Source organism: Paenibacillus glucanolyticus, assembly GCF_037333485.1.
GTDB classification, from domain to species: domain Bacteria; phylum Bacillota; class Bacilli; order Paenibacillales; family Paenibacillaceae; genus Paenibacillus_AQ; species Paenibacillus_AQ glucanolyticus.
Window position 1 is genome coordinate 5426757 of record NZ_CP147845.1, and the last position, 14298, is coordinate 5441054.

The 14298-nt window shown below is 46.4% G+C and carries 10 protein-coding genes and 1 CRISPR repeat array; of the genes, 1 reads left to right on the forward strand and 9 read right to left on the reverse strand.

Annotated elements, in window-relative coordinates:
* The first annotated feature begins 46 nt into the window (after window positions 1–46).
* Window positions 47–1261: an L-dopachrome tautomerase-related protein gene (locus WDY75_RS25380; RefSeq protein ID WP_006208438.1), complete on the forward strand. Its 1215-nt coding sequence runs from the start codon at window positions 47–49 to the stop codon at window positions 1259–1261.
* Between the two features lie 64 nt (window positions 1262–1325).
* On the opposite strand, the gene WDY75_RS25385 is transcribed toward WDY75_RS25380, so the two are convergent.
* The 9 genes from WDY75_RS25385 to WDY75_RS25425 form a co-directional block, all read right to left on the reverse strand.
* Complete coding sequence (locus tag WDY75_RS25385) at window positions 1326–3218, reverse strand: cyclic nucleotide-binding domain-containing protein (protein WP_063478706.1); 1893 nt, start codon at window positions 3216–3218, stop codon at window positions 1326–1328.
* Between the two features lie 73 nt (window positions 3219–3291).
* On the reverse strand, window positions 3292–3888 hold the full coding sequence (locus WDY75_RS25390; protein ID WP_006208436.1) for a hypothetical protein: 597 nt from the start codon (window positions 3886–3888) through the stop codon (window positions 3292–3294).
* 400 nt (window positions 3889–4288) lie between these two features.
* Window positions 4289–5526: a CRISPR direct-repeat array (repeat unit 32 nt; unit sequence ATTTCAATCCACGCACCCACGAAGGGTGCGAC).
* Window positions 5527–5693: 167 nt separating this feature from the next.
* A complete protein-coding gene (cas2, locus tag WDY75_RS25395; protein WP_063478705.1) occupies window positions 5694–5984 on the reverse strand; it encodes a CRISPR-associated endonuclease Cas2 in 291 nt (96 codons plus the stop codon).
* Between the two features lie 9 nt (window positions 5985–5993).
* The gene (cas1c, locus tag WDY75_RS25400) at window positions 5994–7025 is read right to left on the reverse strand and encodes a type I-C CRISPR-associated endonuclease Cas1c (protein WP_063478704.1); all 1032 of its coding nucleotides are present in this window, start codon (window positions 7023–7025) and stop codon (window positions 5994–5996) included.
* Window positions 7022–7681 (reverse strand): CRISPR-associated protein Cas4, encoded by a 660-nt coding sequence (gene cas4, locus WDY75_RS25405; protein WP_063478703.1) that lies wholly within the window; start codon window positions 7679–7681, stop codon window positions 7022–7024. Before cas4 ends, cas1c begins: the two co-directional genes overlap by 4 nt.
* Entirely contained in the window at window positions 7671–8531 is an 861-nt protein-coding gene (cas7c, locus tag WDY75_RS25410) for a type I-C CRISPR-associated protein Cas7/Csd2 (protein WP_063478702.1), read from the reverse strand. Before cas7c ends, cas4 begins: the two co-directional genes overlap by 11 nt.
* 12 nt (window positions 8532–8543) lie before the next feature.
* A complete protein-coding gene (gene cas8c, locus WDY75_RS25415) occupies window positions 8544–10469 on the reverse strand; it encodes a type I-C CRISPR-associated protein Cas8c/Csd1 (protein ID WP_063478701.1) in 1926 nt (641 codons plus the stop codon).
* Window positions 10466–11185 carry a type I-C CRISPR-associated protein Cas5c gene (gene cas5c / locus WDY75_RS25420; RefSeq protein ID WP_063478700.1) on the reverse strand — a complete coding sequence of 240 codons (720 nt, stop codon included), beginning with the start codon at window positions 11183–11185 and terminating at the stop codon, window positions 10466–10468. The genes cas8c and cas5c overlap by 4 nt, the downstream gene beginning before the upstream one ends.
* 27 nt (window positions 11186–11212) lie before the next feature.
* Entirely contained in the window at window positions 11213–13639 is a 2427-nt protein-coding gene (locus WDY75_RS25425; protein WP_063478699.1) for a CRISPR-associated helicase/endonuclease Cas3, read from the reverse strand.
* Between the last annotated feature and the right edge of the window lie 659 nt (window positions 13640–14298).

The following is a 14298-nucleotide window of genomic DNA, read 5'->3' on the forward strand; positions in this document are numbered from 1 at the left end:
CTGTTTCGTATCGGATAAACCGAACATTGTATCGGAGGTCTTAAACATGTATATACCGCATCAGATGGGGAAGCCGTGGCAGCCGTCTGCAAACCCTCATCCCAAGCAAGCTCACCGTTATTCAAGTCCGTACCAGATGCTCTTCCACTGGAACCGCCTGGACTGGAATTTCCCGAATCCTTCGATGAAGCAGCGATTCGAGGAGCATCAGTATTGGAAGCACTGCATGCCCGCAGGCATCAAAGTGGACCATCAAGGACGCTTCTACGTATCGGTTCCGCGCTGGGCGGAAGGGATTCCCGCTACGCTGAACACCATTGTGATGGTGAACGGCAAGCCGGTGCTCGACGCTTTTCCAAGCTGGGAGTGGAATACGCCGGGGGATGTGCGGATGCTGCAATCCGTCCTTGGCTACGAGATCGATGAACATAACCGGATGTGGATTCTGGATCAGGGAAAGATCGCTTACGACACTTCACCCGAAGGCTCGCAAAAGCTGGTCATCTGGGATCTCGGCACAAACCGCCTGATCGATTCCATTGTCATCCCGGACGATATCGCTCCGCCCCGTACATCGTTCCTGAACGATATCGTAGTGGATAACCGGAATGGTTATGCCTATATTACCGATTCAGGCTCCGGCTTTCCGGACCACCCGGTGTATGGCGGGATCATCGTCTATCATATGAGAACCAGGAAGTTCCGGCGGGTGCTGGACAGTCATTACAGCACGCAGGACGTGCCCCGTTTCCGGTTTGAGATCGACACCGAGCCGGTCTACCGGAACAAGCCGGTCCGAATCGGTGCGGACGGCATCGCTTTATCTGCTGACAGAAGCACGCTGTTCTACTGCGCGGTTACAGGACGCAATCTGTACGCTATCGATACAGGACTGCTGCGGAATTTCAATATTCCCGATTCGATCATCCGGAATTCCGTTCAGACCCTGGGCAGCAAAGGAACGACGACCGACGGAATGCATGCGGACAATAAAGGCAATGTATTCTACACCATGCTGGAAGGCAAGGGCATCGGTTATTATTCACCCTACACCCGCTCCTTCAACAAGCTGCTGTCCGACGACAGAATGCTGTGGGTAGACGGGGTGGCTTTTGATCAGTTCGGCTCCATCATCTTCAACAATAACCGCCTGCACCGCATGTTCGAGGAGCCGCAAAATATCGACTGGGACGATCCCTACAATCTGATCATCTGGAGAGCCTATATCGGGCCCGATGTGAAGTCGTACTTGTATGGTTAATGGTCCATGAAAAAAAGGGATAGGCAGACCGGGCTCTCAAGCCTTTTGCCTATCCCTTTATGTATTAGAGCTGCAAAGCCTGGCCGCAGCGGCCGCAGTAACGCGTCCCCGCAGGTGACACGGTGCCGCAAGCCGCGCAGGTCAACGGCTGCGCGGAGCCGGATGCCTTGACGCCCGCCCTGGCAGCGTTCGGGCCGACCGCATGCCGGATTCGGTCCTCCACCTGCTGGGCAGGGTTGACGGCACGGTGCATCTCCCGCTCCTCCTTCGTGCCTTGGCGAATGAGCATGATGAGCAGCCAGATCCCGACACCTCCGACCAGTACCATGCCGGCCATCTTCCATAATCCGGCGGCATAAGGATAATCCCATGCCGCGTGCAGCAGGATGCTGAGCAGCAGCAAGGATATCATCATCAGGATTGGCATCAACGCACGATTCGTGCGGGCAGATCGCTTCGATGCCCCCCTCAGCCCGTACCACAAACCGGCAGCGGCAATGGCCGTCCAGGTTCCATGTCCGAATGGGGACAGCAGGGCTCTGACCCACAGAACAGCCAGCATCCCCGAAGTTGCATGCTGCTGCAAGTACATGTATCCGTACAGAATGCTCTCTATCGCAGCAAAGCCCATGCCTGCTGCTGCCCCGAATACCACAGCATCCATCAGAAACCGCTGCCTGCGGCCGCGGAGAAACAGGAAACACACCAGCAGCTTCGCAATTTCCTCAATGACGCCGATCATAAGAGCTGCTTGAATATGCTCCGACGTCGTGGTCTCCAGTCCACTGCCAACCGACCATAAGCGTTCCAGCATCCAGGCAATCGGCACGGCAATGATACCCGAGGCCACGAATACCGAGGCCAGCCTGATCGGCTTGAAGCCGAGCAATTGGGAGCTTCTCATATAAGCGACAAAGGACACCGGTCCCACCAATCCGCCGGAGATCATAGCAGCATATATCCACAGAGGCTGCTTCAGCCAGATGGCAAGCACAGTCAATACAACGAAGATACCGCCAAGCGCCAGCAGCACATCCATCCAGCGTTCCTTTTTCGGCGGAGCCAGGTTCATGGCCTCCACCGCAGCCGCTGCTTCCTTCGGAGCATTCGGAGCGACGGTATCCGCTGCCGTGTGGTGCAATTTAGCCAGCACCTCATCCGACAGCAGATCGGGCCTGCGAATCCGCAGCACTTCATGGAACTGCCGCCGGACTGGCTCATACTGCTGCAGAACAAAATGAAATTCATCCCGGCCCATCACCATCAGCTCGCCGTTCTCCAGGGCCGTCACCGTTCCCGTATGCGCATCGCCGCTCAGCAGATCCATCTCGCCAAAATAATCCCCGGGCTTATAAATCGCTTTCTTCCGCCGACCGCTGCGCACTTCGAAGCGGCCTTCGGCGATCATGTAGAAACGGTCCGCCAGGGCGCCTTCCGCTACAATGACGTCGCCCTTGTAGACTTTCCGTCTGACCGTAACTTCCGCAAGCCCGCGCAGCTCCGCGTTCGGGATCGCGGCCCAGATCGTCGCTTTGCTCAGCATCGCATGCATCGTGCGAATCCGGGCGGAGAAGGACAAGCTTTCATGGAACATCGGACTAGCCGCGGCCAGACGGCTGAACGCGTTCTGCTCCAGCTTTAGCGCCGTCACTTCACCAATGGCCTGGGCACCCGAGGTCCTTTTTTCTTCAAGGAACAGAGAAACCTCCCCGATCAATGCCCCCTCGCCCAAGACATCCAGCGTCACTGTATGGCCGATCAAATTCCGGGACACGATCTGAACCTGTCCGCTCATGATAAAATAACAGGAATTGCCGTAGCTCCCCTCAACAATCAAGTCATCGCCGTCATGAAAATGCTCTTCATGCATCGATTGGACGGCACCTTCCAGCTCATGCAGCGGCACACCGCGAAACAGCGTATGATTACGCAAAAAATCAATTGCCAGCATCGTCATTTACATTCTCTCCATAGACGAAAAGAATCCGCCAGACGGCAGATTCCTCTCTATTCATTATGTAACGACTCTATTATCGCATATTTCCGATGATGCTGCTGCGCGAATCTTCCATTTTTTTAATGAAATTCGACATTACGTCAAAAGCTTCGTTGCGCTTGTTTGTCATCGACTGCAATTGGAGCATGTCCATCTGCTGGGAATTCGAAAGATTGTCGATGGACCCCTTAAGCTTCTCGGTTGCTTGTATAAGCTCTTCTGCCGTGTATTCCTTCTTGGATGCGTCCGCGATTCCTTCCGCTGCAAGCTTGGCGGCGAGATCATCCGGAATCAAATACTGGCCATTTACCGATTCACCGGCCAAGGCACCGTTAATCTCCGCCATCGTATCGTTCTTCTTGGCGATTTCCTCGTTGCGCTTCTGCACGTCTTGAATCTGGTTGTTAAGCTGTGTATCCAGCAATTGAGTCCGCTGCTGCTGTACAGCCATCAATGCGGTCTCAATATCCATACTGGTGATATCGATCTGACCAATCGAGTTATTTGTTGCGCTTCCGCCTACTGCCTGCTTCACCGACTGGTAAGCCTGATCATTCATCATAATGCCTGTGCCTGCAACCACACCGACTAACAAAGAAGCGGCTGTGGTTACTATCATTTTACGGTTCATCGATCTTCAACCCCAATTCTCTGATTCTTTATACCTAATACAAAATCATAGCAGATGAAATATTCATGAACAATACATGATCTCCCATATTTAGGCAATGTATATTCAATTTCAAATAATTTATTTCGCGGCTGTGCACGGCCTATGGCTCATTATAGCGGGTTAACCCTTTCTTGAAATCCCCCTCCGGGGGGATGGACAAGTGGATGCATCCCGTACGTTGCGAAGAGCAACCATACCTGATGCAGAGCAACCCGTTTTGATGGAAAGCGACCTATCGCCTGATCACCACGGCTCATGATGATATACGTGGGAGACAACAGGATCCCAGCCAAGTAAAACAGCTTGTACGAGAATCGTCATTCTCACAGGTTCACCTCTGCCATCAAATTTAGTTTCAACTTCAATTCACGCACCCATGTAGGGTGCGACTTTGAGCCAATGTTCCAAGATCAAGACCTTTACTATTTCAATCCACGCACCCACGAAGGGTGCGACCACAACATTGCTATTTACGATACTGTCCTACGTATTTCAATCCACGCACCCACGAAGGGTGCGACAAAGGTTTAGCCGTCACATCATACAGGTTGCCCATATTTCAATCCACGCACCCACGAAGGGTGCGACCAAGGCAGCTTTGGCCGATTTGGCTCAGGTACGTAATTTCAATCCACGCACCCACGAAGGGTGCGACGGTTCTTGTGAAAAACAGTTCTGGAATCATATATAATTTCAATCCACGCACCCACGAAGGGTGCGACTGAGATAGCCTTCGGTTGTATCATAAGATGGATCAATGATTTCAATCCACGCACCCACGAAGGGTGCGACTTTATATGCTTTTGCCTCTCCTAACGCTTGATGAGCATTTCAATCCACGCACCCACGAAGGGTGCGACGAATACTACAGTGATAACTTAAGTGATGTCACTATGATTTCAATCCACGCACCCACGAAGGGTGCGACAATGCCGATCCGCCCATTTCAGCCTCGATACCTACAATTTCAATCCACGCACCCACGAAGGGTGCGACGCGCTCCCACTCAGCCATGGCTCCGACCAACGTGATATTTCAATCCACGCACCCACGAAGGGTGCGACTCGCTTCTATATGCGGGCGCTTTTGCCATGCTCAAGATTTCAATCCACGCACCCACGAAGGGTGCGACGACAAACTCATCAGGTTCCTGGTTGATCCAATATATTTCAATCCACGCACCCACGAAGGGTGCGACGATAATCACAAGGGCGAGGAAGTAGTTGATTATCTATTTCAATCCACGCACCCACGAAGGGTGCGACTCGGTGTCGCCGGAGACGTCAGTGTGGTCCTTGCTATTTCAATCCACGCACCCACGAAGGGTGCGACTCAACAAATTATGGAATATTTGCTGATATATCTATTTCAATCCACGCACCCACGAAGGGTGCGACGTAATCCAGTGGGGTTTCACGTCAAGATTTTCTAGATATTTCAATCCACGCACCCACGAAGGGTGCGACGTATACCCGGGTTTCCATCCCTTTAGAGAGGAAATTTCAATCCACGCACCCACGAAGGGTGCGACTTGGAGAAGATGAACGACTGGGTGCGGAGATTTATTTCAATCCACGCACCCACGAAGGGTGCGACTCCGATTTTTAAACAAAAAAAGTCAAATAATCGGCATTTCATTAAAAAAGCATTCTGTTATTGTGAAAATGTCCCGAAAAAACATACTTAATTTGTTAATTTAATAAATTAATGTAATTTTTGAGGTGCGAATCCCCCAGTGAAATCATGTTCGCTTCCGATTCGCACTACAAAATTAAAAGGCCTTCCATATCCAAAAAATCCTTTATGCCTACATGTTCTACCTTATTCTTATAGTTGTTTCCAAGTTGATAGAATCTAAGGCTATCTTGTTCTTTGTCTATCGCATCTATCAGTTTCATTTTCAACACAGCAAACTGAGTAGCATCAACAATGCATTCAAAAACAGAGTGTTGAACGCGTTGTCCATAGTCTTGGCAAATTTTCGATACTTTTCTTAGCCTTCGCTGGCCCTCGCTACTCATTGTGCTCACATCATAAGTTATCAAAACAAGCATTGACTGCACCTACTTCCAGAAGAATGGAGGATACTCGTCCAAGTCATTGCGCAAATGACGTGCTAACAACAAGGCTTGTGCATGGGGAACCAGTCCCCAAGAGATTTTCTCTCCAAGATAAGGGTGTGTAATCTTCTCTTGCTTTTTGTTTTGCCATGCGGTCAGAAATTTCTTTCTTCCCTCATCCGTCATGATCACGGCTCCATTTTCTTTCCTCAGAAAATCCTCTTTGTTGATGACCTTCTTGTTTATTAATGATAGAACAAATTTATCTGCATAAACGCCACGCAGTTCTTCCATCAAATCCAGGGCCAGAGAGGCCCTGCCTGGGCGGTCCCGATGCAAAAAACCAACGTACGCATCTAGCCCAACGCCCTCTAACGCTGATGCCGTATCATTAGCCAAGAACGTATACGCAAGAGACAGCATAGCATTAACGTTATCTAGAGGAGGTCTACGAGAACGGGTTCGGAAGTAGAAATCCTCTTTTTGTTGTAAAATCATGTGGTCGAATAATTGGTTATAGACTAATGCCGCTTGCCCTTCCAACCCCCGAATTCGCTCCAGATCCTCGCACTCACGAATACTGATCATAATGGAAGATAAATTCTGTGATCCTGTTTTAAATTTCTCCACATCAATACGGAGAGGATAATCCCTTGTCATTCGCTCAAGAATCCACTTATGGTTATATATTTTCCCTACAATAAAATTGCGTGCAATCCTTGCTGAGAGAGCCTCATTTTCCGACACAAGGCACTGCTTCTTACGTAGAATTACATTGCCCTTGCTCGCACCAATGACTCTTGCCAAGAATCTGCCATTCATCGTCATAAAAACAATGGATATATTCCTCTCAGCGCAGTACCCCATTAGTGCTGGGCTTGCTCCCGTGTAACCGAAGGCAACCACCGATTCCAAATTGTGCAACGGAAGTCTGCCGAGCTTCTCCTGATCCTTCAATAGAACAATATTATCTCCATCAAGAGATAGGTACACATCCGGCTGTGTGATAAACAACGTGTTTAAGAGTTTTTTCATTCTCTGATTTTCCCCTCGAGATAGCTCCTGACCGTTCGTTTGTTCATAATCTCCGGTATACATATGGCATGAAGGGAACAGCTACGGCAAAAAGAACCAGTCTTCACTTTTGGTGTATGCTTCCGTCGATGGTAGTCATGCATCTCAGCAACAATGGATTTCACTTTGTCTTTGATTTCCGTTGTTAGAGGCACCTCGACTCGATGCTTGATTTCATTGTAAAAAAGAAAACCAGTAGTCATTCGACACAATAGCATTTCTTCCAGGCAAAGGGCTTGTGCAGCTAATTGCAAAACATCGGCATCGCTAACTTTAGGCTTCCCGCGCTTATACTCAACGGGATAAGCCAAATAATGGCCTTCTGCACCATGGATCGAGACACCATCATCGTCTCTAATGAACTCAACAACATCACAGATCCCTGTAATTTGGAGTTCCTCCGATTTTACAGGCATCCCACGAACGGTAAGCTTGTCTCCGCGTTTCTCACGGATAAAGGGCTGATCTGCCTTACGATGAAGGTATTGGCCCTCTACTGTTTTCACGTTTTCTTCCCATTGCTGCTCGATATGAATGAGTGCCCACTGTCGTTTACAGAATTCAAAATGCTGAATGCCCGAGAGCATCAAATAATCTTCGTCTTGATTACTGTCCATCCAGAACTTCAGCCTTTAGCCCATCTAGTGCGTACACTTCAACCGCATAATCTTCAAATGATCTCGGTTCGTCCGTCTTGGATGTTATATTCAAGGAACGATGTACCTTTGCGGATGAATATTGACCTAATTTGGAGCTGTGCTCCCACCAATACACCTTATGCACTTCCATACTGCCATCCGGTCTGGCCGAAGATAAATCATTCTCAAAAAGGGTAACCAATGCCTGTTTGATTTTATCCGCATCCTCATTGGTGAATCCGGTTTTCTCTGCCAGCTGCGTATTCACACTTCCATAGAACACATACAAGCCAAAATCCACCCGATGCTTCATCCCCATCGTATCCGATCCACGATCCTTGCCTGACTCGGAATTGACACTCTTCGTAATCTGCATGCTGCTTATATCAATGGGATCTACACTTCTTGCCGTATGAATGGATACCGGCCCTCTTACGCCGACAGAAACACCTCCGGAGCCTGAGCCTTTGAACGCAAACACCTGCCCGAAACTGCGGACATCAATCCATTCCTGACATGCCACTCTAGCAAAATCATCACTGGATACGGACTTTGACTTCAAAATCTGACTCAGCTCAGCATTGCCGTCTGCACGCTCACGCAAGCTATTAAATTCATCGTTCTTACGATCGTTGGATTGTACAAAAATGGTCTCCCCCATATCCTGCAGACGGTTTCTGATTTTGCGCTTAATCGCAACATCGGAAATCTCGCCATAACCGTCATAATTCTGTCTTGGACGGTTTCCATTAAGCGGGTCTCCGTTCGGGTTAGCATTATGTACAGATAAAATAACGGCAAAATCAATTTTATGATCCAAATTGCTCATTCCAATCACTCCTTAATCGTTAGATATTTCTGATGCAGTAGCATCGTCAGTTTTATTTTTCTTCTGGTAGAGCTCATGACGCTGACTATAAAAGCCGAGCAGATATTGGCCGCTCAAAGATTTATTGTTAAACTCTTCGGGTTTGAACGCATACCCGATTTCATCAATGATCTTACTCCAATAGGTCGCGTCCCTTCCCAATCGGGCTTGATAAGGCTGTAAAGCTGCTTGAATGACTTGCCATGTGCGCTCGGGATGCTTAGCAAAGGCATTCATGTATCGTATGGCATTTGTCGCCCGCTTCTCATCGCCTAAAGCTCGTCGTTCCAGTACATCCGCAACCGCAAGCATTCGTCCGAACAAATAACTGCGGTCATCGTTATTCACATCCAGTGCCAATCCAAGTCCCTCCTGTCGATCTGTAAAATCTTTATTAATCAATGCGCAAGCAATACTCAGCGTTTTCTCCCATTCCCAAGTTTCCATGGATACCGGGTTAGAAGCACGAATATATACATTTTTGATGATGTCCTGAGGAACTTTGGTGCCATCCACAATACATGGAAGCATACGCTCCATTAAACCTTTGACCAGCTTGTCCCCGGCTCTTGGCCCATAAGCGGCAAAAGCGATATCCTTTGTTGACGGCGCTCCATAGAAAGAAACGAATTCGCCCTGTTCATTTTTTCGGTACCGATGGAGCCACGCGCACGAGGTGTGCCATTTCACTAGCCTATTTAAATAAATTTCCATGTTTAAATTACGATAATACAATACAGCCATACGCCCCGTAGTTGCCGAGTCAAGAATCATAATATTGACCTCTCCACTGAATGGATCCGATTTCGAAACCAATTTGTTCCGGTAACCGTCCAAGGCTTTAGCTACTTCGCTCGCAAGTGCTGTATTAGTACTCGATTTAATGATGGCCTCTGATATGGCCTCAGGATCAAGGGCAAAGGTGTCTTCTGAAGGATCAGGAAGAACTAAAGCATCGTTCCCCCATACCAGAAATACCCGCTGATCCATAGTTTTACCTTGCCGATTAATGAGCCATTTCAATGCATTATGTGCTTTTTGCGACACGTCATAACTGATACTTGCAGCATCCCTACTGTGGATAAATCGTCCTCGAAAAGTAAAACCTGTCGTATCATTCGCCGAGATCAGTTTAGCCTTATCAGCAGCATTTCGAATTTTATTCGCATGTTTGTCCGTACTCGGCAACCTCTTACCGGACACATAACAAAGATCTTCGCTACCCAACTGCTCTTGGTAATATTGGATAAATGAAAGATACATTTCAGAATCGTTCCAAACCTTTGTGAGAATTCGATCAGGCGAATACACATTAAAGCGGATAAATGCGCTTGTCTGTTCGCCAGCCACAACACTAAAAATCGCAGGCTTCTCAGGATACAAAGCTTCATATTTCTTATCCCATTTTTCAATAAGCTGATTGGCCCCGTCCACACAAAGAATACTGCACCTCACCAAATCATGAATTAATTGCTTCTTGCTTAAATATTGATAGATACTCTTCACCTTGGAGTGTGTATAGGGTGAATCAGCCCAGTTCTGAAGTTCTTGTATGTAAGTTGCAAAAGGCTCCTCTCCCTTAATCTTACCGCCGTAAGCGACGTAATCTCCGGATACATAACTCAGCTTGTCATGCAGCGGATAAGGAGCAATCACCGCCCCGGCACGGCTTGCTGATTTTTCAGTGCATGGGATCAGTGTACTCATATCACTTTTATCAACAATAACCTCGGCAGAATGAAACTCTCCACTTTCGGTTACAGTGACTTCTATATGAGCATTCTGAGTTGTGTGTGATACAGGCAGTAGTGTAAATTCACGATTATATCGCTGCTCCGTTTCTCCGACACAATCCAGATTCGATTCATACGTTTCATATAATTTCATGAGCCAGCTCATGGATTCCCCTCCTCTCCCCAACTGGCTAACAATTGATCTGCAGATTCCACATTGGTATGATCAAAATGCTTCGGCTTCATATCCGAGATAGTGCGGACCTGAGTACACGCCTCTGGCCTAGGGAAAGTAATAACCCCATCCTTCATAACAGCGTTCCAGAGTCTTACCTCTAATTGCTCTCTACCGGTTTCATCCGGATAATTAATCCCATGCACCATATGACCCAGATGAATATCCCCATAGCCACCGTAAAAACTTTCGCCTTCGCCAAAAACACACGGCTCCACGTATCCTTGACACTCACGTGCACCTAAAAAGATATCTCTGCGACCACCAACCTGAAGCGAACGTTTTAATATGTTATGGTGTTTATGTTCGTTACGATCAAATTCCAGATCCGGTCGGTTCATGTTAAAAACAAAGTGAGCACGCACTTGATATTCTACGTCCTTTAAGTACGTGTAATTAGCAAGCGTGTTGCCTCCGCTATAATCGATTGTTCGAATGCCTTTCGACTCCATACGGATCGCTTTCATGACACGAATCTTATCAATGACCATAATTAGTGTGGGTTTCCAATAAATTGACTCTACAATGCCTTTAATAGCCTGATACGTCGGCACCTGATAGGAAAGTTTCTCCCCGCCCAGCTTTGTCAGAGGATCAGTAAATAATGCGTAATCACCATAAACCTTAAACTCTACGGAGTTTCTCATAGATTCACCTCCTTTCAAAAAATATGACTAATACAATTCCAAACCCGACCAGCTATCATTCTCCATATCGAGTCCAAATTCTTCGCTATATGCTCCGTCACGCAGCACCATCATTTGTCCATCCAATATCCGTTCTAATCCACCGTTCTTGTCTAAGGTCCGCAATTCATGATCAAATAAATTGATAGTGAACTGCTGCGCTCTTCGCAATAGTTTCGAGAAGTCGTCAATACGCTCAGCCCCGTTAAGCTCTGCTATAATGTCCTTACCTTCTTCTCCGTAAGGGACGATTACTGAAGTATTACGGTCATCAATCACATTGAAATGCTCTGCCGCAGTCTGATAACTGTTGACTATAAACAAAGGCAGCCTGACCTTCTTGTTGGTAGCGTACTCCTGATAGTATTTGTTATTAGCTAATCCCCCGAATAATAAGTTGGTCATACTCTGTCCTAATTTAGGAATCGAATAGTCCAATGCCGATTTGAAATCCGTATAGAACTCCTGAAAATATTTTTCCATTGCTTGCACAGACAATAGGTGACCGCCATGACACAAGGAATCCCGTTTCAAATCGATCAAAATTTTCTTGGAAATCTGTTTTCCCTTCTGAATCTCCTTAAGATGTCTCAAGTTCTCCTCTTCGTGATCAATCACATACACCTGTCTCAGAACATGTTCCCCATGACGGTTACATCTTCCGGCTGCCTGCGCAATCGAATCCAAGCCTGCTAAGGAGCGAATGACGCATTCAAAACTGACATCGACGCCGGCTTCAATTAATGGCGTGCTGACACAAATCACTTTGTCTCCATTCTTTAGAAGTTCCCGCACTTCATCCAGTTTCTTTTTTCGGTGAGCAGCACACATTGATGTGCTTAAGTGGTAAATAGGAATCTCGGAGATGCCCGTTAACAGTTGCTGATACAAATTTTTGACAACGGATTTCGTATTCAAAATCACTAAAACACTTTTTGTTTCGCCCATCCGATCAGTGATAAATTCTACTAGGCTCTCATTATTAAAAAAATGATCTGTTGCACAATCCTGTATCTCTACTCTTTTGAATGCCGTAATTACTTGTTGTATATCCTTGATCATTTCCGCATCTGGACTGATACTCAGTTTGTGCTCCACGAAATCAAGTGCTGGTTGCGTAGCCGTACAAAGAACAATGCTAGAATGAGCGTACAGATTCAGAAAGTTCAGTGCTGTATTAAATAGGGATACACATGAAACAGGTACCTTCTGCACTTCATCAAAGATAATGACGGATTCGCTCAAATTGTGAAGTCTGCGAATATTTCGACTCCCTTTGTCATAAAACACATTCAAAAACTGCACCATCGTAGTAAAAATAATTGGAGAGTCCCAGTTGTCTTTGGCTAACTTCAACTTTTCCCGAACGGACAACATACCTTCCATATGTTCATCATCTTCATCAGATTCCTCAACCACGTTGGAATGATGCTCCAGTATATTAGCGTCATCCTGAAGAATCCGTCGCACTTCAGCTGCATTCTGTTCTATTATTGTCGTGTATGGTAAGACATAAATAATATGCCTTTTGTTATAAGTTCGAGCATGCTTGAGTGCATATCGAAGACTGGCCAATGTTTTACCGCCGCCCGTTGGGATCGACAACGTATAAATACCCGAGGGTTTTTCAGCAAAACGGTCGCATTGCTCTGACATCTGATTTCGAAGTCGATTAATTGGTGAAGAACTATAACTTGCAAAGGAATCTATCTCTTTCATCAATCTGCTGTAGTAGGTATCAAAGAGACCCTCGAAGTGCGGCCTCTTGTATTCATCTAAACTTTTTTCCTCAAAACACCTGGTATTGGTTCGATCCGCATCAATAAGTGCACTAAAAACAAACTTAGTGAGGAACATACATTTATTCTCTAGGGTGATTGATGAGTTTCTACCCATGAATTCACTTAATTCAAGTTCTGCTTGGTTAACATATAGACGGAAGTCATCTTCACCAATTGTATATTCAAAGAAACGTCGTACACTTTCCTCATACTCCTCTATCTCTTTGTCCCGAACACGATTTAAATAATTCGATTCCAATTCAGGACTCAAAAAATCCTTTAGATAAGAATGATGAGATATGATCGCGTTACCTACAATCTCTGCTAAAATGCCCTTGTATCTATCAATTCTCCCAGTATGAAATAACTTATAGAGCAGACGCCCCCCAGCGGTAGAGTGATCAACACTGCCTCTTTTCGGAGGAGACTCAGGATTTTCTAAAGCTTCGTATAAGTAATTTTTGAATTTATCCGTGTACTTCCCCATATCATGAAGCATCCCAGCAAGCCCCGTAATATGCTTAACACCTAAAGGCTCCCCATACATCTCGGCTAGAATTTTGACACCGAGTAGATGCTCCTCAACAGACTGATGCTCCAGGTCACTTTTGCGAATATGGGCGATATAGGCCATCTTATGCCCCCTTTATTTGCCTTGTATATACATACAACATAGTTCTTTATTCCTATTAAAATACTAATATTCCTAACATATATAATTCTGCAGACGCATCTCCAAGACCTTCCTGAAATATACAATTTTCTATCATTTATAACTGAATTAGCTAAAAAACAACGGATGATCGCAAAAATCTGCGAATTACCGTTGTTTTTATGTTAAGTATGCATTGTAAAATACTACTTTTTACTCAGCTAGGAATGCGGCCACTTCAAAGCAAGCAACTATGTAGGGTGTGACTTCTACGAAATTTGCGGAGCAACAGATTAAATGAAAATTTCAATCCACGCACCCATGTAGGGTGCGATGCGGTCCTTCCGGCAGCATGACGAATTTATTCTGCGGATTTCAATCGTAAGCGTCAAACAGCCCCCACCTTGTCATCAAGTTGAGGGCCGCGCTATGTTGAATCTAAGCTTTAAAAGTAGTTAAGGTCAACGGCAGCTTTGACGACCATGGCAATAATCTGTCCACTGGTGTATAAAGACCGACTATGATACTTCAATCTATACTCTCATCTTATACGAATTATTGTTCATTGTCCCTACTATAGCAGCCAGGTTTTCATAACTTTTTTCGCTTTTTGTCAAGAACGGATCAGGTCATCCATAGTG

What these genes read in the sequence shown, in the direction of transcription:
- cas1c (WP_063478704.1), bottom strand. Translation starts at nt 7,025, where the DNA reads ATGAAAAAACTCTTAAACACGTTGTTTATCACACAGCCGGATGTGTAC.
- cas7c (WP_063478702.1), bottom strand. Translation starts at nt 8,531, where the DNA reads ATGAGCAATTTGGATCATAAAATTGATTTTGCCGTTATTTTATCTGTA.
- WDY75_RS25425 (WP_063478699.1), bottom strand. Translation starts at nt 13,639, where the DNA reads ATGGCCTATATCGCCCATATTCGCAAAAGTGACCTGGAGCATCAGTCT.
- WDY75_RS25380 (WP_006208438.1), top strand. Translation starts at nt 47, where the DNA reads ATGTATATACCGCATCAGATGGGGAAGCCGTGGCAGCCGTCTGCAAAC.
- cas8c (WP_063478701.1), bottom strand. Translation starts at nt 10,469, where the DNA reads ATGAGCTGGCTCATGAAATTATATGAAACGTATGAATCGAATCTGGAT.
- WDY75_RS25390 (WP_006208436.1), bottom strand. Translation starts at nt 3,888, where the DNA reads ATGAACCGTAAAATGATAGTAACCACAGCCGCTTCTTTGTTAGTCGGT.
- cas4 (WP_063478703.1), bottom strand. Translation starts at nt 7,681, where the DNA reads ATGGACAGTAATCAAGACGAAGATTATTTGATGCTCTCGGGCATTCAG.
- WDY75_RS25385 (WP_063478706.1), bottom strand. Translation starts at nt 3,218, where the DNA reads ATGACGATGCTGGCAATTGATTTTTTGCGTAATCATACGCTGTTTCGC.
- cas5c (WP_063478700.1), bottom strand. Translation starts at nt 11,185, where the DNA reads ATGAGAAACTCCGTAGAGTTTAAGGTTTATGGTGATTACGCATTATTT.
- cas2 (WP_063478705.1), bottom strand. Translation starts at nt 5,984, where the DNA reads ATGCTTGTTTTGATAACTTATGATGTGAGCACAATGAGTAGCGAGGGC.